The 18367-nt window shown below is 40.2% G+C and carries 20 protein-coding genes and 1 tRNA gene; 9 read left to right on the top strand and 12 right to left on the bottom strand.

Translation table 11 applies throughout. The annotated features are described in order from the left end of the window. Position 1: 1 nt before the first annotated feature. Positions 2-1045 (top strand): DUF58 domain-containing protein, encoded by a 1044-nt coding sequence (locus IGK61_RS05275; RefSeq protein WP_074535007.1) that lies wholly within the window; start codon positions 2-4, stop codon positions 1043-1045. Next, on the top strand, positions 1042-3180 hold the full coding sequence (locus IGK61_RS05270) for a transglutaminase-like domain-containing protein (RefSeq protein ID WP_074535006.1): 2139 nt from the start codon (positions 1042-1044) through the stop codon (positions 3178-3180). The genes IGK61_RS05275 and IGK61_RS05270 overlap by 4 nt, the downstream gene beginning before the upstream one ends. A gap of 58 nt (positions 3181-3238) precedes the next feature. On the opposite strand, the gene IGK61_RS05265 is transcribed toward IGK61_RS05270, so the two are convergent. Continuing rightward, on the bottom strand, positions 3239-5890 hold the full coding sequence (locus tag IGK61_RS05265; protein WP_074535117.1) for a cation-translocating P-type ATPase: 2652 nt from the start codon (positions 5888-5890) through the stop codon (positions 3239-3241). A gap of 349 nt (positions 5891-6239) precedes the next feature. Between IGK61_RS05265 and IGK61_RS05260 the strand changes: the two genes are divergently transcribed. Beyond that, positions 6240-6983 (top strand): NADPH-dependent oxidoreductase, encoded by a 744-nt coding sequence (locus tag IGK61_RS05260; protein WP_074535005.1) that lies wholly within the window; start codon positions 6240-6242, stop codon positions 6981-6983. A gap of 119 nt (positions 6984-7102) precedes the next feature. Here the strand turns inward: IGK61_RS05260 and IGK61_RS05255 are convergent, their stop codons facing one another. Continuing rightward, positions 7103-7453 carry a hypothetical protein gene (locus tag IGK61_RS05255; RefSeq protein ID WP_074535004.1) on the bottom strand — a complete coding sequence of 117 codons (351 nt, stop codon included), beginning with the start codon at positions 7451-7453 and terminating at the stop codon, positions 7103-7105. A gap of 159 nt (positions 7454-7612) precedes the next feature. Between IGK61_RS05255 and IGK61_RS05250 the strand changes: the two genes are divergently transcribed. Both IGK61_RS05250 and IGK61_RS05245 read left to right on the top strand, forming a co-directional pair. Beyond that, on the top strand, positions 7613-7921 hold the full coding sequence (locus IGK61_RS05250) for a DUF5960 family protein (RefSeq protein WP_240934852.1): 309 nt from the start codon (positions 7613-7615) through the stop codon (positions 7919-7921). Positions 7922-8049: 128 nt separating this feature from the next. Further along, positions 8050-8256 carry a hypothetical protein gene (locus IGK61_RS05245; RefSeq protein ID WP_034857684.1) on the top strand — a complete coding sequence of 69 codons (207 nt, stop codon included), beginning with the start codon at positions 8050-8052 and terminating at the stop codon, positions 8254-8256. 141 nt (positions 8257-8397) lie between these two features. On the opposite strand, the gene IGK61_RS05240 is transcribed toward IGK61_RS05245, so the two are convergent. Next, the gene (locus IGK61_RS05240) at positions 8398-8691 is read right to left on the bottom strand and encodes a hypothetical protein (RefSeq protein ID WP_005234725.1); all 294 of its coding nucleotides are present in this window, start codon (positions 8689-8691) and stop codon (positions 8398-8400) included. Between the two features lie 311 nt (positions 8692-9002). Here IGK61_RS05240 and IGK61_RS05235 point away from each other — a divergent pair, with 311 nt between their 5' ends. The 3 genes from IGK61_RS05235 (at position 9003) to IGK61_RS05225 (ending at position 11742) form a co-directional block, all read left to right on the top strand. Beyond that, positions 9003-9458, top strand: a complete 456-nt coding sequence (locus IGK61_RS05235; RefSeq protein ID WP_074535002.1) for a type II toxin-antitoxin system HicB family antitoxin — start codon at positions 9003-9005, stop codon at positions 9456-9458. 374 nt (positions 9459-9832) lie between these two features. Further along, positions 9833-10213: a PH domain-containing protein gene (locus tag IGK61_RS05230; RefSeq protein WP_368263953.1), complete on the top strand. Its 381-nt coding sequence runs from the start codon at positions 9833-9835 to the stop codon at positions 10211-10213. Positions 10214-10446: 233 nt separating this feature from the next. Next, complete coding sequence (locus tag IGK61_RS05225) at positions 10447-11742, top strand: ISL3-like element ISEfa11 family transposase (RefSeq protein WP_271822259.1); 1296 nt, start codon at positions 10447-10449, stop codon at positions 11740-11742. A 91-nt stretch (positions 11743-11833) separates the two neighbouring features. On the opposite strand, the gene IGK61_RS05220 is transcribed toward IGK61_RS05225, so the two are convergent. The 3 genes from IGK61_RS05220 to IGK61_RS05210 form a co-directional block, all read right to left on the bottom strand. Next, positions 11834-11907: transfer RNA gene (locus IGK61_RS05220), tRNA-Ile, on the bottom strand. Between the two features lie 88 nt (positions 11908-11995). After that, positions 11996-12580: a hypothetical protein gene (locus tag IGK61_RS05215; RefSeq protein WP_438844757.1), complete on the bottom strand. Its 585-nt coding sequence runs from the start codon at positions 12578-12580 to the stop codon at positions 11996-11998. Further along, positions 12561-13445, bottom strand: coding sequence for a hypothetical protein (locus IGK61_RS05210; protein ID WP_438844756.1), 885 nt, complete (start codon positions 13443-13445; stop codon positions 12561-12563). The genes IGK61_RS05215 and IGK61_RS05210 overlap by 20 nt, the downstream gene beginning before the upstream one ends. A gap of 618 nt (positions 13446-14063) precedes the next feature. Here IGK61_RS05210 and IGK61_RS05205 point away from each other — a divergent pair. Then, a complete protein-coding gene (locus IGK61_RS05205) occupies positions 14064-14555 on the top strand; it encodes a hypothetical protein (protein WP_438844755.1) in 492 nt (163 codons plus the stop codon). A 157-nt stretch (positions 14556-14712) separates the two neighbouring features. On the opposite strand, the gene IGK61_RS05200 is transcribed toward IGK61_RS05205, so the two are convergent. The 6 genes from IGK61_RS05200 to IGK61_RS05175 form a co-directional block, all read right to left on the bottom strand. Next, the gene (locus IGK61_RS05200) at positions 14713-15519 is read right to left on the bottom strand and encodes a peptidoglycan recognition protein family protein (RefSeq protein WP_438844754.1); all 807 of its coding nucleotides are present in this window, start codon (positions 15517-15519) and stop codon (positions 14713-14715) included. A 36-nt stretch (positions 15520-15555) separates the two neighbouring features. Beyond that, a complete protein-coding gene (locus IGK61_RS05195; RefSeq protein ID WP_438844753.1) occupies positions 15556-15999 on the bottom strand; it encodes a phage holin family protein in 444 nt (147 codons plus the stop codon). Between the two features lie 79 nt (positions 16000-16078). After that, a complete protein-coding gene (locus IGK61_RS05190) occupies positions 16079-16576 on the bottom strand; it encodes a phage baseplate protein (RefSeq protein ID WP_438844752.1) in 498 nt (165 codons plus the stop codon). Further along, a complete protein-coding gene (locus tag IGK61_RS05185) occupies positions 16576-16935 on the bottom strand; it encodes a hypothetical protein (protein WP_438844751.1) in 360 nt (119 codons plus the stop codon). Before IGK61_RS05185 ends, IGK61_RS05190 begins: the two co-directional genes overlap by 1 nt. 3 nt (positions 16936-16938) lie before the next feature. Continuing rightward, positions 16939-17556, bottom strand: coding sequence for a hypothetical protein (locus tag IGK61_RS05180; RefSeq protein WP_438844750.1), 618 nt, complete (start codon positions 17554-17556; stop codon positions 16939-16941). Further along, entirely contained in the window at positions 17549-18358 is an 810-nt protein-coding gene (locus tag IGK61_RS05175) for a phage baseplate upper protein (RefSeq protein WP_438844749.1), read from the bottom strand. Before IGK61_RS05175 ends, IGK61_RS05180 begins: the two co-directional genes overlap by 8 nt. Positions 18359-18367 lie beyond the last annotated feature (9 nt).

Below are 18367 nucleotides of genomic sequence, written 5' to 3'. Positions count from 1 at the left end.
GATGAAGAAAAAGAAGCTTGAACGCCTGCTGCGCCTCCTGTTGTTTAGCGCTGCCTATTTTCTGCTGCTGGCTTACTGTGTGATCTTCAATAATAATGCTGGCTGGAGCCTTTGGTTTTTACTGACTTTGTTATTGTTGCTTGATGCAGTATTCTTGCTCCCCTCCCTCAAGAAGGTTCAAATCATTTTAGAAGAATCGATCCAAGCTGAAACACACACAGCGATCACCTTACCGCTGCAAGTCTTCAAGTATCGCCCGACGCTGCTGCCGCTGGTCGATTTCACCTTACAGTTTGACGATCGTTTCAAGGAAAGTCATCACAGCGCCTTTTATCGAGGCAATCTGATTCGGCTGCAGCTGCCTTGGACCCCAAAGGAGCGAGGCATCTATGAAGAATTGCCCGTTCAATTGTACAGCCATGATCTCTTTGGCTTTTTTGAAAAAAGCTACGCTGCAGTTGCGAAACAATCGATTTTGATCCTGCCGAAATTGAAGCTAGAAGCCGTTGCCCTATTGCCATTTTTTAAACAGCAAGTCCGCAGCCAAACCCATGGGGAACCCAATTTTTCTATTCGACAGTTCCGTCAATACCAGTTAGGGGATTCATTAAAAAATATCGATTGGAAATTATCCAGCAAACAACAGGAATTGATCTATCGCGAACGAGAATACGAAGAAGAACAAGACATCTTTCTGCTCTTTTGGGGAGAAGATCATCCTGCTTTTGAAGAGACCTTGACACTGTTTTATTCGATCCACCATTTCTCACAAAATCAACGACTTTTTCAGCCGCTCTTGATTGGTGACGGATTGACTTCTCCTTACCAAACGGATGCCGCTGCCTATGCCCAGATCCTTCCCTTCGAGAAAGTTCCTGAAGGGGTACCGCTCTTGACTGGCAGCCATCTTATCTTCATTACCCCGGTTTTCACCCCACAACTGGAAAACTACCTCAGTCAGTTGGAAGCAAAAAACAGCTGCCAAGTGTTTACCTACGCTGATTTAATGAGGCAGTTGAATGAACTTGAGGAGGTGGTAGGATGAGATTTATTAAGAAAACACTGATTGGTCTTTTGACCTTTCTCAGTCTATCACTGGTGATCTTGCCGTTTATCGCAGTTTATGACCTTGGCAATCAGTTCACCCTTTTAACTTATGCCTTTAGTGTCTGTTTGATTTTGACCATCGTGCCGAAAGTCCGTTACAGTTTGCCTTTGCTGGCAGCCGCTTGGCTGATCGTCTTGTATCGGATCTTTCCTTATGGGACTGCCTTTTCTTTTGATTGGCTACTGCGTTTTTGGCTAGACCTGCACCGTGCCTTTCAAGAGATCCTCAGTGGTGAGGTCGGCTATATCACCGAACTGGCGGCGGTGACATTGATCGTTAGTTGGGTCTTGTTTTTAGCGATCTTACCGATTGCTTATCAACGCTTTTTCTTGATTTACGGTACCATGATCGGCTACTTGCTGACAGTCGTGATTTTTAATCAATTTGATTTGACGTGGCATTTGATCGGTATTTTTCTTTGCGCGCTGGCTTCTTCCATGATCCAGCGCAGCGCCTTTCAATCCAGTCAAACGATCGCCCCTTGGTTTGGCGTGATGCTATTGATTGGTGGCTTAGCCGTCACTGCTGTCTACTTGCCGCAGACGAGCGTGCGGGATCAGTTGGCAGCCCGTTCCACGCCTATACGGACAAATCTGAATCAGCTGGGTTTTTATCAATTTATTGAAGAACATGGCACCCCCACTGGTTCTCGCACGGGTTTCAGTGAAAATGATCGTCAATTAGGCGGACCACTACTTGATGATGCGACGATTTTATTTGAAGCGCAACAAGAAACCCCGCATTACTGGCGGGTGGAAAGCAAAGACTTTTATTCTGGTAAAGGCTGGATCAGTACGAGCCGCGAAGACGTTCGCTTGGAAGCAGACGATGTCACCATCGCTGACCAGAGCTATCAACAAACCTATCCTGAGAATGAACAAGTGCGGATCCAATTCCAAAACCATGGAGACTATGTGCCATTGCCCTATGGCCGCAGTAGGTTATCCCTTGAAAGCGGCGCGCGTGGCTTTCAAATCAGCGACGCTATTCAACGGGTCGATTTGATTGATTCGCTACCAGACACGGCCTTGACCCTCGATTGGGACCATCCAGATTTTTCCGCAGAAAATCTTCAAAATCTGCCTTTGATCTATCCGGATTCTCCGATCGATTATATCCAATTACCCGATTCTTTGCCGCAGCGGGTACGAGATCTCGCCGCTGAGATCACCACTGACAGCAACAGTCTGTTTGACCGAGTCACCGCAATTGAAAGCTATTTGAAAGATCCGCTCGTATTCCGCTATTCCAAAACCGATGCCGTCGTGCCTGCAGAAGAGCAAGATTACGTTGATCAATTTTTATTTGAATCACAAGTCGGCTACTGCGACAATTTTTCCACGGCAATGGTCGTTCTACTACGGAGTTTAGAGATCCCTGCTCGCTGGGCAAAAGGCTTTTCTCCTGGATCCCCCGTGACAGAAAACGGAATCACTACCTATACCGTTCGCAACTTGAATGCCCACTCGTGGGTGGAAGTCTACTTTGACGGATACGGTTGGGTGCCTTTTGAACCGACACCTAGTTTCCAAAATCCTGATCGTCCCGTGTTGACTCAAGAATCTACTAGCTCCGAAGAAACACCGACCGCTAGCAGCGAGACAACACCAACGAGCAGCAGGGAAACAGAAAGTAGTGAAACCACGACCAGCAGTTCTGCAACAGCCGCGGTTACCGATGATGTTTGGTTGACTGAGGAGCTGAAACAAACGCTGCGTAATGGCTTCTTTGGAGGCTTAGCTCTCCTAGGACTTGGCCTGCTTTTCTATTTCCGCCATTCGTTTTTCCGTATTCATTTATGGTTGATCTGCCGCTTTAACAAACAGCCGCTAGTTGCTGCCTATCCTTTGTTTTTAAGGCAAACGACGAAAGTTTTGTACCGTAACGAGGCGGAGCCGTTGATTGATTATGCCCAACGACTCGAAGCATTCTATCCACTGTTTCATGGTGATTTTATCCGCTTGACGCAGCAATACGAAGCCTACCTTTACAGCCAAGAACAGCCGGCTGGTCAAGAAGCCTTTTTGAAGCAAGTCGCTGCCCAAATCAGTCAGCTGAAAAAAATCAACTAAGCAGTGAGGAGAAACGACAAAAAAACGTATCGATCAAAGGATCGATACGTTTTTTGCTTTAGGCGTTTCCTTGACGTTTTTGAACGGCAATAATAATCAGTTTTGTGATTTCCATCAAAACAACTGCCACAGCAGCCATTGCGATACATAGACCGACATGTCCTAAAGTGAAGGTTGCTGGAATCGCAAAGACTTCACGGATGCCAGGAATCAAGGTAATGCTGTATAGTCCACCACAAACGACGATCGCCAACCACACCATTTTATTGGCAAAAAGGCCAGCTTGCCAAGCAGTCTCGGTATTTGAGCGTGCTGGCAATGTTTGCAATGTCCGGCTCCAGATAAGTGTTGAGAAGGCCATCGCTACACCTAACTCAGGTGATTGGCTCATCCCTAACCATTGTGCCAAAATCACGACAGCGGCAATCAAAATACCGCGATACGTTACTGAGATCAAAGTTTTTCCAGTGAAGATACCTGCATTTGGATCTCTAGGCTGACGTTGCATGATGGTTGGTTCGGCTTTTTCCATTCCCAGAGCAATTGCTGGTAATGAGTCGTTGACTAGGTTGATAAAGAGTAGCTGCAAGGCAGTAAATGGATTGTCCCAACCCATCACTAAGGCAAAGACGATCGCAATGATCGCACCTAAGTTTCCAGCAAACAAATACGAAATGGCTTTTTTGATGTTGTCAAAGACGTTTCGGCCAACTTCTACGGCACGAATGATCGAGGCAAAGTTATCATCCGTCAAGACCATCGCCGCTGCATCTTTGGCAACGTCCGTTCCGGTTCCCATTGCGATCCCGATATCCGCTTGTTTCAAGGCGGGTGCATCATTGACCCCATCTCCGGTCATGGCAGAGATCTTGCCTTTGTCTTGCCAAGCCCGCACGATACGGATTTTGTTTTCCGGCGAAACACGAGCATAAACCGTGATTTTGTCTAATTGATCCGCTAGTTCGGTTTCAGAAAGAGCATCCAATTCCGTACCAGTCAAGGCTAAGTCGCCCTCAGCTGAAATACCGATCTCTTGTGCGATCGCCACGGCTGTCGTTTTGTGGTCCCCTGTGATCATCACTGTTTTGATACCGGCAGATTTGGCATCTGCTACGGCTTGTTTGACTTCTTTACGAGGAGGATCGATCATTGCCATCAAACCAACCAAAATCAGCTCGTTTTCATCTTCAAGTGTCAATTCTCGTGATTGGGCATCGGTCAATGGACGGTAAGCAAACGCCAAGACCCGTAATGCCCGTTTTGAGAATTCTTCGTTTTGATGCTGCAATTTATTTCTGATTTCATCTGTTAAAGGCACGACTTGATCATCGATCAAGACTTTGGTACTGCGGCCAAAGACGATGTCTGGCCCACCTTTGGTCAACAATAAATGTTCGCCATCGATCTCATGTAAGGTAGACATCAATTTACGATCAGAATCGAAAGGCAATTCTTGCAAACGAGGAAACTGTTGACGAATTGCCCGATAAGGCTGATTTAGTTTCTCACTGTAATCCAGAAAAGCAATTTCAGTAGGGTCTCCTAGCTTCGCCCCATCTTCACTGATGGCAGCATCATTGGCCAAGACACTGATCTCTACTAAGCGTTTTTCAGGCAATGTCCAGGTAGTTGGTTCATCGGAGAACGTGCCCGTTTGCCCATTTGGTAAATAGTAGTCAACAACGGTCATTTTGTTTTGAGTCAAAGTCCCGGTCTTATCGGTACAAACGATACTCGTTGAACCCAATGTTTCAACCGCTGGTAGTTTTCGAATGATGGCATGACGCTTCGCCATTTGTTTTGTTCCGATCGAAAGAACGATCGTCACGATCGATTGCAAGGCTTCTGGAATCGCTGCAACGGCTACGGCTACCGCAAACATAAAGGCGTTGACTAAGTCTTCAGTCATATCACCTGTTCCGTCACCTAAGAACAACCGTGCGACTTGAACCCCTAAAATAATCAATGAAAGGACTAAGATCGCCAAGCTCAGTTTTTTACTGAAGCTGTCTAATCCTCTTTGCAATGGTGTTTTGTGTTCAACTGTACTTTCCAATAAGCCAGCCACTTGACCGATTTCCGTCACATTACCAGTCGCAGTTACGATAAACCGACCACGCCCATAAGTGACGATCGTTCCACTGAAGACCATGTTGTCACGGTCGCCGATCGGTGCGGTACGATCGATCACACCTAATTCTTTTTCCGCTGGCGTTGATTCCCCAGTCAGCATTCCTTCATCGACCTTCAAAGAACCCTCTTCGATCAATCGACCATCTGCTGGTACATAATCCCCAGCTTCTAAAATAACGATATCGCCGACAACCAATTCTTTCGCCAGCACACTTTGTTCTTTGCCATCCCGAATGACGTTAGCATCTGGAGCCGACAGGCTTTTCAAAGCGTCTAACGACCCTTCGGCTTTTTTCGTTTGAATCACACTGACGACGGAATTCAACAAGAGTACTGCGAAGATAACGATCGACTCAACGTGGGCACCCATAACCATTTGGATGATTGCCACGATCAGCAAGACGATCACCATCGCATCTTTGAAGGTATCTAAGAATAAGGCAAAGCTAGATTTCTTAGGTGCTTCCTTCAGCTGGTTCAAGCCATTTTCTAACCGCTTGGCTGCCTCTTGCTGCGTCAACCCCTCTGGACTGCTCTGGACCTCTGCCATAATTTCCGAGATTTCTTTTTGATACATTTCTTTCGCCAATTTTTTTGCCCCTTTTAATTTTATTTTCCTTAGGCACTCTGCTAGAAAAAAAGAGACCTAAGACAAGTATACGCTTGTCTTAGGTCTCACCATTTCAAATAATACCAGAAAGCTGTCGCCAGCTTACTTACTGTTGATATTATCGCAGCTTGCGCCACCGGTTACTCCCCTAAGGAATAATAATAAGAATGTATCATTATCATAACGGAAACTTTTGTGCTTGGCAACTATAAAACATCAATTTGAAAATTTTTTGAAAACATTCTTTTTGTTCCCATTCCTTTTTTTCTGTTACACTAAGGAAGAAAGAAATTTGTACGTTACAGGAGGAAAAACGATGGATCTTTTTGATACTTTTACCCGCCATAGCTCTGTCCGAGATTTTCAACCCCGCCCACTATCAAAGGAACTCAAGCAAAAATTAGTAACGGTTGCCCAGAGCGGTTCCAGTTCGAACTTTGTTCAAGCCTATTCGATCATTGAGGTCAGTGATCCTGAAAAACTGGCTGCCATCGAAGAAATTGCCGGTGCCCCAAATTACATCACTCGAACGGGCGTCTTCTATCTTTTTGTCGCCGACTTACATAAACACCAGCAGCTGCTGACCCAAGTAGGGGTGCCTGATACCCACTTAACCACGATGGAACCATTTATTGTGTCTGTCGTTGATACGACCATCGCTGCCCAAAATATGGTAGCATATGCTGAAGCACAAGACTTAGGAATTTGCTACATCGGCGGCATCCGCAATGATTTGCCTCGTATCGCAGAACTCGTCGGCTTACCAAAATTGACGTTTCCGTTATTCGGTTTAACGATCGGCTATCCGCAACACAGAAATGAGCCGAAAGTCCGCTTGCCCCAAGAAGCGATCGTAAGTGTCGATCAGTATCAACCGCTGACGCAGGAGCAAACAGCCCAGTACAACCAAACGACAGAAGCCTATTATGCACAGCGCAGCAGCAATCAACAGCAAACCAATTGGCAAACGAAAATGACGGAATTTTTCCGTGAACCGCGACGTCCAGATGTCGCTGCCTTTATGAAGCAACAAGGCTTCTCAGACTACTTCGGTGAATGAGGACACTAATTACCACGGGAAAATAAAAAACGATCTTTGGCAAGGAATCTTGTCAGGATCGTTTTTTGCTTAGTGTAAAAAATCAGGTTCAGGCTGCTCTTGTATCTTTGTCGCGCTAATTAACGTGCGGCTTCTTGTGCGGTTTCGTTGACGGCAACTGCCTGCTCACATTTTTCTATTAATGCTACTAACGCTTTATCTAACACTGCTTCATTTTCGGAGGTTCGCTGACTGATTTGCATCATAGGCTGCGCCGCAAGATCCAGCAAATAGGTAGGGATTGCTTCTTTTTCAGCAAAAGTGCCCTTGATCAGCGGCTGGTAGACAGACTCGCCACAGGGTCCGGTTTTGATAAAGGCTAGTTCGAACTGCGCCTTCCCTGACAAACGCAACCGATAGACCCCTTCTTTGGTCAGCAGTTTTTCATCGGCAAAGCGTGCCTGTAATCGTGCGAAACGTTCGTAATCCATGGTATCTGCTCCTTTTTGATTCCTTCTTTTCTCTAGTGTAGCAAATTTCTTGTTAGCATAACATCTTTTTCATAGAGAACGCCTCCTTTTCCTCGTTTGGTGATTTTCCACTTTACAAACAGAACAAACGTTCGTATAATTCAAGTGAGGTGAATGCGTATGCCAGCTGCAAAAATCGCTTATGCAAAACAAGAAACCTATGCATTTGAAAAACACTATTATGAATTGGTAAACTTTCCCACACCAGTGGCGCTTTTGTTTGATGAATTCTCACTGACGATGGAGCGCAATCAAAAATCGTATATTGCGATCCCCGCACGCTATTCCGTCTTAAAGGTTCCGCTCGTCTTTGTTTTTCGACTAGAGACTAAGGATGCGCCTGTTTATTATTATGAGCACGTACTCGCTGAAAATAAGATCATTCGCCGCTACAACCCCGAGCGTAACTATTTGCCCGGCGGAAGATAGACCAATGGTTCAACCCGTTTGCCATACTTAGCGGTTGCACTCTCCTGATGCATATCACCGAGCAGCAGTTCGAATATTTGTCATCAAAACGAAACCCCTCTATACTAAAAAGAAAGGGGTTTTTCACAATGACGAAAAAACCGCCGCAAACGTCTGAAGAAAAGGAAGCCGCTTCTAACAATATGGGACTGGGGATCGGTGTCGGAATGGCATTAGGTGCTGCATTTGGACTGCTGTTTTTTGACAATCTAGCATTAGGCATGGGTTTAGGCATCGCACTAGGTGTAGCGATCGGTGCGGGCATGGATCAAAAAAGCAGTAAAGACAAGAAATAGCTGTAGCAAGGATCTGTGTTTATCTGTTATAGCTTGCTGCCCAGTAAATACCAAAAAAAGCCTAGGTTCTGCACTTGTTGTGCAGGACCTAGGCTTTTTTACTTCGAGCAATATTCTCGAAAGCAGCTGCTTCACAGTTGGTTACAGCAGATTTCTTTTCGCCATTTCTGCGCGATACAGTTCATAGACCGCATCACTTTGCTTTGCATGGCTGCGGTAAAAGAGCCCATAAGAGAAAATCGCTTGGAAATTGCTTCCTTGATTTGCTCGTGCTACAGCGTGGTACAAATTCGCCAACTGCTGATCAGACATCTTCCCGCTTTTGATTCGTTTGGCAACTGCTTTTTGGGAAAGGGTAAATAAAATCGTCGTAAATACTTGATAAACCACCCAAATCGCCAGAATAACCAAAATAAATTTCACCAAATCAGGCATCACTTTTCAACTCCTTACAAAAAGTAAATCATTCAGATGATTTGATGTCAATAATAAATTGGGACATTTTCAGTAATAATAGACACAAAGATTTTTAAATTACCACAAAAGATGATGTTCTTTCAATCATCAGAATTTCTGAATTGATACTCTCCTCTTAAAAAAATATTGCCTATTGTTCAGTATTTATGACACTGGTACAATAAAAAAAGCAACAACTCTTGCTTAAGACTACTAGGTACTAGTGAAAAATAAGAGCGCTACCATTGCAATCAGATCTGTAGAGAATCGCGAAAAAGGAGTTGTACACTATGTTAACAAGTTACCCTGCATTGTTTTATTACACCGATACAGACGAAAGCGAAGTGAAGTATTTTATTTCTTTTCCTGATTTTCCTGAGCAAGTCGACACTCAAGGCTTAGACATCGCCGATGCTTTATTCATGGCATCCGATTGGCTCGGAATCGTTTTGGCAGATTGTATTGAAAATAATCGGGAGATTCCGCTCTCTACCCCCATTAATTGTTTATCACTGGAAGCGAACAATCCATTTATAGACGATTTAGATTTTGAATTCGATTACGACAAAGAAAAATCATTTCTATCGATGGTCCTTGTTGATGTTTCAGAATATTTAGAGAATCAAACCTTCGTCGAGAAAAAACTGGCGATTCCTCAATGGGCGGATAAACTAGGACGAACTATGCATTTAGATTTTTCAGAAATCCTCACTGACGCAATCCTAAAGAAAAAATGTAAAGACTGATTGCTTCTACACCTCATCACTATGAGGTGTTTTTTACTACTCATCCCCCTGTTCCATACTAAAAAAGTGCGGCATTCTCTCACATGAAAAAGATACGAGAATGCCGCACGAAACGTTCAATTGTATTTATTTAGCGAGTGAACAGACCCAATCAATCTCTCTTTATTTCGCCAAACGGTAGATAGCAAAACTATATAAACGTTAATAAATCAACGATTAGCCCCAAAAATATTATTTTATCACACCAAAATCACACTAAATTTCCTGGACAAAATGCTTTTTATTTTTAATGGATTGAAACAAACTATTTTTACCTTTACCTCAATTGTGAATATTTGATAAAATAAAAGAAAAATATGAAAAGAGGGATTATAATGGGATTATTTGATGGATTAATGGGAAATGCCACCCAACTTTCAAGTGAATCTGTGTCAAAAGAATTACAAGGTGTCCTAACTATGGATGAAAGAGTCGATTTGTCATTTAAATTAGTTCGTGATTTGATAGTATTTACTAATAAACGTCTAATTATTGTTGATAAACAAGGTTTATCTGGAAAAAAAGTAGAATACAAATCAATTCCTTACAAATCAATTTCTAGATTCTCCGTTGAAACTAGTGGACATTTTGATTTAGATGCTGAGCTAAAAATATGGATCTCTAGCGCAGAACTCCCAGCAGAAACACTTCAATTCCGTAAAGACAAAAATATCATTGCTATTCAACAAGCTTTAGCCTCTGCTGTGTTGCATTAATTAAACAAAACAGTTTTTCTCAGTAAAATATTCTGGGAATATATCATAGCTAAACAAAGAACCCTCCTACTCGATTCTGAGTAAGAGGGTTTTACTGGCTCTATAATTTATGGGACTGATGAATCAGAATTGATTCTTCAGTCCCATTTTCATTTTAGGTATTAAAAAACATATCGTTCTCTAGTATGATTAAATCACGACAAAATAAACAAACTGAGAGGACGATATGCTATATGAATGATTCTATCAAAAAAATGCTGAGAATAACAGAGAAAGATTTGATGATTACAGAGGTCTCTTACGAGACCCTTCAGAAGAAAAAGACGTTGGTCGTCGATGCTGTTCTCTCGCCTACTCCTCGTGCTTGTAGAAGTTGTGGTTCTACTGTGGTAGATGGAAACGGGAAAGCAATTATAGTGAAAAATGGAAAAAAGGAAACGATTGTCCGTTTTGAACAATACAATCATATGCCTTTGGTTATGCGCCTAAAAAAGCAACGCTATACCTGTAAAAACTGTCGCACCCATTGGACGGCTCAAAGTTATTTTGTCCAACCCAGACATTCAATCGCAAATCATGTTAGATATAAAATTGCTTCTTTACTGACTGAAAAAGTATCTTTATCTTTTATTGCGAAAAGCTGTCAGGTATCTTTGACCACCGTTATTCGTACATTGAAAGAGTTTAAAAGCTATTTACCAAAGCAATCTAAGAAGATCCTCCCCAGAGTATTGATGGTTGACGAATTTCGTTCGCATGCTTCCATAGAAGATAAGATGAGCTTTATTTGCGCGGATGGCGAAACAGGAAAATTAATAGATGTTTTGCCTACGCGTAAATTACCTCGATTAACAAGCTATTTCTTAAAGTGTACCAATCCAGAAGAAGTAGAATTCTTGGTGACAGACATGAACGCCGCCTACTTCCAGCTCACCAAACGTGTTTTGCCAAATGCGAAAGTAGTGATTGATCGGTTTCATATTGTCAAACACATGAATCAAGCGTTCAATGAGTTGCGTATCCGTGAAATGAATGAACTTCGTAAAGCAGGACAGAAAAGCCAGGCAGAAAAACTGAAAAAGAACTGGCGCTTTTTGCTAAAAAATCGTGCAAACATCAACCATTATGAATACAAAACATGGAAAAGTTTCCGAGCACCAAAATACCCATTTCTTACTGAAGCAATGATGATTGATCGATTGCTTGAGTTTTCTACGCCCCTAAAGGAGGCGTATCCCTTTTTTCATGAATTAGTTGAAGCCTTTCGAGACAAAGACCCTGACTTATTTTTCTCCTTATTAGCAGAACTTCCCGAAACGTTGGATGACAGCTTTCGGGAAAAGCTTCAAAACCTTCTGACCTATGAAGAAGGCATCACCAACGCAATGATCTATCCTTATTCCAATGGAAAAATAGAAGCGAAGAATACCCACATAAAGACAATGAAACGAGTATCCTACGGATTTAAATCATTCGAGAACATGAGAATTAGAATCTTTTTGATCAATCAATTAATCAAAGTAAGATAACAAAAAATCTGAGCCAGAATGAGGTTCATTCTGACCCAGATTTGATTTTGCACAACTCATCAGTCCTTATTGACAAAGAGCCGTTTTACTATGTACCTTGTAGGACTCGAGCCTACGACCGGACGGTTATGAGCCATCTGCTCTGACCAACTGAGCTAAAGGTACGAAAACCTACCTCTTATGTAGGAGGTAGGTTAAATAAAGAAAAATTCAATTTATAGATATTAATCTAACCAGAGATTATAGCGTATAATTATTTTATTATATCGTTTATTCTGTATTGTAGTAACATCAGCCTTATACAGGAACCCATCAACATAATGGAAGATAACAAAGAGAACAAAAACGCATAACTATTTAGAAATACAACTATTGCTGATAGTACAAAATTAAAGTTTGCTGGTAACAGTAAAATTATGTAAGAAACCAGATGAATTACAGTTGCAGTTCCTAATATACTTCCGATATAGTAAAAACGAAAAACAATACCTAACAATTCTGAAAATTGTTCTTGGCTACTGATAAAATCTATCATTTTTTTACCAATTGAACCAACAATTAAAGCTAGACCACCAATAACAAATCCCAACAGCCCTACTAAAGCTCCGATTAAAATTCCTAGTAAATCGCGAAGCTGTTCACTAGTTTGCTCTGTTGGTGAGATACTAATCAGTGAAAATAGCAGATAAGTTACAAAGCAAGAAAGTATCAAGCAGAAAAATGCTTCTTTAGACCAATAAAGATCTTTGTGCGTATCAGTATTTCTTAAAAAATCAAAAAAACTATTTTTCGAGTAGTAATATTCTATTTTCCCTTTATTATTTTTGGGATTCTCCATTCTTGTTTTTCTCCCTTATATTAGCTTTGTACGCTAATAAATCAACTATTCCAGCTCTTCCTTTTTCAGCAATAATCAATTTATCTTTATTCTGAGCATTGTCAATTTGTTTAACAAATGGAGCGTTATCTTCTGTGTGAATTTCTACTGGCTCACCCTGATTATTTTTCCCGTAAAATACACCTTCAGCATAGCCTAATGCGATACCGGTTGTAGCATCTTCGATAAGATCGCTGTCCTTTTTTAACCCTTGTTTACTGCTATTCCTATATTCTTGCTTAATTGATGTAGCACCTGCTTCCGAAACTTTTTCTGCATCTAAACTAAACAATTTTGCAAATTGGTCCTTGTCTCCATTTGGAGGAACAAGATTCAAGATGACTTTTCTTAATACATCAACTTTTCTTAATTGTATCTTTAGCTCGGCAATATCCGATTCTAACATGAAAATTACGCCTATATTAGACTCTTTTTTGATAAGTTCTTCAAAATATTTTAAAACTTTTTTCTTCGTCAGAATTGGGGTAACAGTAAATGCTAGCATTTCTTTGTAAACATCAAAATAAAAAGTTATATATTCAATTTTGTTGTCATCGAGGGTATCAATGGCAGTATCATTTTCAGGATCGTATGAAGAATGTACTCCTTTTTTAATGTAGCCTAAACGCCCCATAATTATTGAATTATCATCAGCCTTATCTAAATCAAAAAATTTAAATCTTCCGCCTTTATCATCATAAATTATGGTCTTAGTTCTCACATTTAGATAAATCTTTTGCAAGAGACTGTTCAAACTTTTTTTATTATTATATACTTCATAGATATCTTCATTTACGTTCATTTTTGCAAAAAATATCTTTGACATAATAACACTCCTCATAATAATAATATCTGCTTATTTAATTAAACCAAAAGGACATCTGAAAAACAAGAGTTTTCTTGATGCCCTATAGCAGATATAATCTATTGAGGATTACAGTATAACTATACCAAACACACGTTCTGTTTTCAATAGTAATTACAGATTATATACAAGCTATCGAAGAGAGTATACTTGAAAAAAATAGTCCTAACTACGGCTAACTGCTTTATACAAGTTATGTAACTATTGATCAAACCCAACAAATTTATGACGGTTTTCTAATCAATAATATCTATTACATTGAAATAATGCTAAAATAAAAAAATCGAAGAGTACTAGGCACACTTCCCCAAGCATTACCGCCTAATACTCCTCGTAGAGTATTGCACGCACCTATTAATCTATAGGATAAACTTGGTTACTGCAAGTAAAACGAATATCATCTATATACAAGCCCGCCGAAGCGGGCTATTTGTTTACATATTTTCAATTATCTCAACATCATCTGTTGAAATAACAATTTTGTTTTCTTCTTAGATATTTTTTAGAAAAAATTCATACTTATCTGATATCTTAAAAAATAAATGTGAACGATACCAACGTACAGAAAGAAGGTAGATTATGAAAAAACATGTGATTACTGGCTTTATATCATTATCCCTCTTGCTAGCGAGTTGTTCAAAAACCTCGGACGATAAGTTATCGAACATCATGAAGCAATCGCTAGAAACTAGATGGGCATATGCAGTAAAAGATGAGAATGATTGGAATCTAATACAAAAAAGCCTAAGAGCTGAACTGAATTTTCTTAATAAACATACCGACTTACTAAGTACGGATGATTCGAAAAAAATAAAAAATCTCGAATTAAGAGATGCATTCGAGAATTATTATGCTGCCTTAGTAGCACTAGAAAGAATCGCTGAGTATCAAACGAATGAATACCTCACTCCGAAACAATATAAAAAATCCGTTGAAAAGTACTATTCTACGATGTCAAAATCTATTGCAATTATTCATAAGAATGCTCCTATTGAAGTAGAAGAAAAATACCAGTCAAACCTTAATCAAATGCTTAATAACTCGAAAGAAGATAAAACATTCTCTAAGTGATTGTACCAAATAACTACATCTTTTCGTTTAAAGAAGTCCCGGTTCTCCTGTTTGAACTAGGACTTCTTAACCATTTATGAATAAGGAATCATCATATGTTTTCAATAAAAAACGTACATAGACTCCAGAATTTTAAGAACAAATAGCTCATGTGTGCTTAGACAACTGTTTTCTGTAATTCAGTGAAACTTTCTACAGTCTTGATCTGCTGACTTCCACGTGCCCAACGGTATTCTTTACAATCCTTGCCGGTCTGATATTTTACCAGTTCGCGGAAGTGTTTCAACTTGTCACCGCTATTTAAATAAAACCGCTTATTCCCCCATACGCCATATGCATCACTGATATTTCCTTTTGCTTGTGGTTGCCAATAAATAAACATGCCCATTCCTCCAATTACTTTTTCTATGTTTGATTGAGTGTGTTGTGTTGCGCTGTTACTAAACACCGCATTTTTGAACCGTTCTAACTCGCTTGGTTTCGCTACCCAAGAAGCCGGACAATTCTTTCCTGTTACATCATAATGACGCCAAATCTTATCCCGTGTAATATGCGGGTATTTGACAATCAGTTCTTTGACGGCCTTCACTGCATTCTGGAAGGTTTTCTCGGTAATATTCCCATTCTTATCCAAGCACATTTCAATACCCATCGTTGTGTAGTTGGCATTTCCCAAAATGCTTCGTAGCGGATAATAGGGTTGACCATTTACATATTTCTGAATATCATTCGCATGGTACGCAATCTCATTTAGCGGAATAATACAAAGGGCTTCATTGTCATCTACAAAGATATGAGCTGAAGCATAACTGCCACTAAGATTGTTAAAATAGTTTTTGTGATTACGTGCGGTGCCGCCATTGTTTGCGGTATAGTGCATGACGATTCCTTTAATCCCGCTATTGGCAGTCCCTGGTCGTGAGTACGGATTGTTTCGGATGTACTCGTATTTGATAAAACTCATGTTTCTCCTCCGTTCATTAAAATGAGTAGACAGCAGTTATTCAATCTTTTCTGTGAATTCCTGACCATCGCTATAATCATTTTTTTCTTCAGTTGAAGTTTCGTTGTTTACCTTTAAACGCTTCATAATAGGATCAAAGATATTTGTTACAACGCCAAGTTTATTCAGATTTTCGAATATACTCACAAATTCATTGATCATTTCCAGCGTATACACACTAACAATTACTGTCACTGACACAATATTAGGTAATACAACTGTTAATGGAACAATTGCCACTAGCACAAGTAATAAAGCGAATTTACGCAAAATTCCTGTACTCATCTTCCCTGACTTCAAATCGTGATTCGCATATGCTTGAATAAACCCAGTGATTGTGTCAACTGCCATCAAAACTAAGATAAACACCAACCATATCACAATTTTTCCATATTCTTTTTGCATCATTTCTTGTGCCCATTGCAACATTTCCATATTCATCTTTCTCACTTTCCTTTTCTATTTTTGACAATTAGCAACGAAAAAAGAGCAACCTTTCAAACAAATTGCTCTTTTATGATTAGGCTGTCCGACGCCACATATATACCGCAATGTAAGGCGGTATATTACTCGGATTTTTACCATTTGAATCAATAACCTTTGCTCCGCCAGAGCCAGCTCCAGCAACCGCACTGTTTGCTTTCCAAGTTATACTAGCAACATGCGTACCGTTTCGATTTGAGGAAGGCAATGCCCCAAAATCTCCATAAATTTGAGCTAAGTTCGTTCCTGGTATTCCAATTTTTGCTTTTAATTCTTGCGTTTTGCTTCCGCCACTTTTTCCTGCCGAAAAATCTGTGTCACTGCTACTTGCACCAAATAATGTTTTCCCTTCCGCAAAACGTTCCCATGTTCCCCCTATAAATGTACCTGGGTTCGTCTGATTTACAGAAATGTAAATCGACCCTACAGGGTAAATCATCTCTATCAATTCCTCTTTAAGTCCATCCACTGCTTTTGCATGTGTCTTCGTGTATTTTTTTACGCCATTTTCAACTAATTGAACAATATCCGCCATTACACTGTCCCCACTTTCTCAAATACAATGTTTGATAATGAATCAAGTTTCACTTTATCTGTTTTTGACATCAAACCATTTGAAGAACTAGTTGCAACTGCTGTTGTTGTTGCATTTTGTCCAGGATCACCTTTGTCTCCTTTCGGCAAAACAAAATTTAACCGTGCTGCATTCGCTGTTCCAGCATTCGTAACTGAGGCAGTTGTTCCACTGATCACTGTACCAATCGTGATTGTTGCAGCTTGACCAGGGTCACCTTTGTCTCCTTTGGTTATTGAAGGTCTTCCTTCTATCGCATTCCAATGCGTTTGTGGATAAACTTGCACATCATTTTGTTTTACTTTTACAATATCTGTCATTTTCTATACCTCCTCGATTTTCTCAAAAGTAAAATTAGGGATTTTACCATTTGTATAATTTTGGGCTTGTTCTAAGACTTCTTGAATTTTCTGATCAACATACGTTTGATTCACACCACCTGTTTCACTTCCACCAGTTGAACTAATCACGCCATCTTCACTGATTGAAATATTCGCACCAGCTTTCAGCATTTTTAGTGAGGTTAGCTTGGTTTTGAGTTCTTCCGTAAAATTAGCTTCTGTTTGTTTTATCGCAGATAATACTCCTTCTTCAGTGATTTCTAATAACGAACCTATTTTTATTCCTCCCAGTCGTTCTGCATTCGCAACTGGAAGAATATAGGTTCCAGACGTACCATTCAGGATCTTTCGAAACAGTTCAGACGTTATAATTCCGTCCTTTTCCTCACTAGCATATGGCAACTCAGTCAGAGCGTGTTCCAAACCCAAATCTTTTTTTGTGATAATAACAGCACCAATCTTTCCATTCACAGATAAAACGGCTGCTCCTTCTTTAACAATCGTTTCTAACCCGATAATAGCCTCAGGTACGGTTTCAGGAAAAAACTGTCGATCAATATTATTCTCATCTTTTTCCATCAATTTCTTGATTTCAGCCATCAATTTCACCTACTCGTTTATAATGAAAATAGTCGTTAGAAGAAATACCGATATGTGCTATAACAAGTTCTCCACGACAATCCGCATCTTTAACGGTTCCTACTCGTTCTACAGTATGGTTTTTGGAAAACTGATCATCTTGCAAAATCGTCAGTATGGAAATTTCTTTTTCTGGCAAAGCATACAGTTTTTCTTTGATTCGTTGTTCCATAAGTAAAAAGTCCGTATGCAATCTCTGTTGAATAGAGTCATGGCGTTTACCTGTACTGTCTACTCTCGCATCAAGTACTTCATTTAATAAAGTTCCACCCGGATCTATCGTTGCTAAAATTTCTTTTATCGATTCAAACCAGCTCTCAAAATCGCCTTTGTTTGCATTGAGATACTCTCTCATGTCATTTAGTAAATCTTCTACCGTTTGCCAATAGGAACCCATTTCTCCTGGTGTTTTAGAAACCGCATTGATCACAAAATAACTAAAATCTTGAGTGGTACCGATTAGATCATCGCCCTTATAAAAAGCAATATTAGCGATATGTCTTCCTGTCTTTTGCATCGTATACTCATCGAAAACGTATTCGACAACACCTTTAATCCTCAAAATCTTACATGGTCTTTCAACTGGATATCCGCCAATAATCGTTTGAAATGTTACTCGGCAATCAGTTAAATCGATAGGCAAGCCATTCTGGATAATGGTTGCCTCTAATCGTTCGGTATTTTTATTTCCTTGCCGGACTTTTAAAATTCCTACATAGTTAAATGGCTCTGTTGTACTCAAAGTCACAGTCCATTTGTTCATTTGGTTCCC

Origin of the sequence: Enterococcus sp. AZ063, from assembly GCF_051715045.1 — a bacterium.
Classification (GTDB): Bacteria; Bacillota; Bacilli; order Lactobacillales; family Enterococcaceae; genus Enterococcus_D; species Enterococcus_D casseliflavus.
This window is presented reverse-complemented; position numbering and strand designations above follow the sequence as displayed.

What these genes read in the sequence shown, in the direction of transcription:
- IGK61_RS05275 (WP_074535007.1), top strand. Translation starts at nt 2, where the DNA reads ATGAAGAAAAAGAAGCTTGAACGCCTGCTGCGCCTCCTGTTGTTTAGC.
- IGK61_RS05270 (WP_074535006.1), top strand. Translation starts at nt 1,042, where the DNA reads ATGAGATTTATTAAGAAAACACTGATTGGTCTTTTGACCTTTCTCAGT.
- IGK61_RS05265 (WP_074535117.1), bottom strand. Translation starts at nt 5,890, where the DNA reads ATGTATCAAAAAGAAATCTCGGAAATTATGGCAGAGGTCCAGAGCAGT.
- IGK61_RS05260 (WP_074535005.1), top strand. Translation starts at nt 6,240, where the DNA reads ATGGATCTTTTTGATACTTTTACCCGCCATAGCTCTGTCCGAGATTTT.
- IGK61_RS05255 (WP_074535004.1), bottom strand. Translation starts at nt 7,453, where the DNA reads ATGGATTACGAACGTTTCGCACGATTACAGGCACGCTTTGCCGATGAA.
- IGK61_RS05250 (WP_240934852.1), top strand. Translation starts at nt 7,613, where the DNA reads ATGCCAGCTGCAAAAATCGCTTATGCAAAACAAGAAACCTATGCATTT.
- IGK61_RS05245 (WP_034857684.1), top strand. Translation starts at nt 8,050, where the DNA reads ATGACGAAAAAACCGCCGCAAACGTCTGAAGAAAAGGAAGCCGCTTCT.
- IGK61_RS05240 (WP_005234725.1), bottom strand. Translation starts at nt 8,691, where the DNA reads ATGCCTGATTTGGTGAAATTTATTTTGGTTATTCTGGCGATTTGGGTG.
- IGK61_RS05235 (WP_074535002.1), top strand. Translation starts at nt 9,003, where the DNA reads ATGTTAACAAGTTACCCTGCATTGTTTTATTACACCGATACAGACGAA.
- IGK61_RS05230 (WP_368263953.1), top strand. Translation starts at nt 9,833, where the DNA reads ATGGGATTATTTGATGGATTAATGGGAAATGCCACCCAACTTTCAAGT.
- IGK61_RS05225 (WP_271822259.1), top strand. Translation starts at nt 10,447, where the DNA reads ATGAATGATTCTATCAAAAAAATGCTGAGAATAACAGAGAAAGATTTG.
- IGK61_RS05215 (WP_438844757.1), bottom strand. Translation starts at nt 12,580, where the DNA reads ATGGAGAATCCCAAAAATAATAAAGGGAAAATAGAATATTACTACTCG.
- IGK61_RS05210 (WP_438844756.1), bottom strand. Translation starts at nt 13,445, where the DNA reads ATGTCAAAGATATTTTTTGCAAAAATGAACGTAAATGAAGATATCTAT.
- IGK61_RS05205 (WP_438844755.1), top strand. Translation starts at nt 14,064, where the DNA reads ATGAAAAAACATGTGATTACTGGCTTTATATCATTATCCCTCTTGCTA.
- IGK61_RS05200 (WP_438844754.1), bottom strand. Translation starts at nt 15,519, where the DNA reads ATGAGTTTTATCAAATACGAGTACATCCGAAACAATCCGTACTCACGA.
- IGK61_RS05195 (WP_438844753.1), bottom strand. Translation starts at nt 15,999, where the DNA reads ATGAATATGGAAATGTTGCAATGGGCACAAGAAATGATGCAAAAAGAA.
- IGK61_RS05190 (WP_438844752.1), bottom strand. Translation starts at nt 16,576, where the DNA reads ATGGCGGATATTGTTCAATTAGTTGAAAATGGCGTAAAAAAATACACG.
- IGK61_RS05185 (WP_438844751.1), bottom strand. Translation starts at nt 16,935, where the DNA reads ATGACAGATATTGTAAAAGTAAAACAAAATGATGTGCAAGTTTATCCA.
- IGK61_RS05180 (WP_438844750.1), bottom strand. Translation starts at nt 17,556, where the DNA reads ATGGCTGAAATCAAGAAATTGATGGAAAAAGATGAGAATAATATTGAT.
- IGK61_RS05175 (WP_438844749.1), bottom strand. Translation starts at nt 18,358, where the DNA reads ATGAACAAATGGACTGTGACTTTGAGTACAACAGAGCCATTTAACTAT.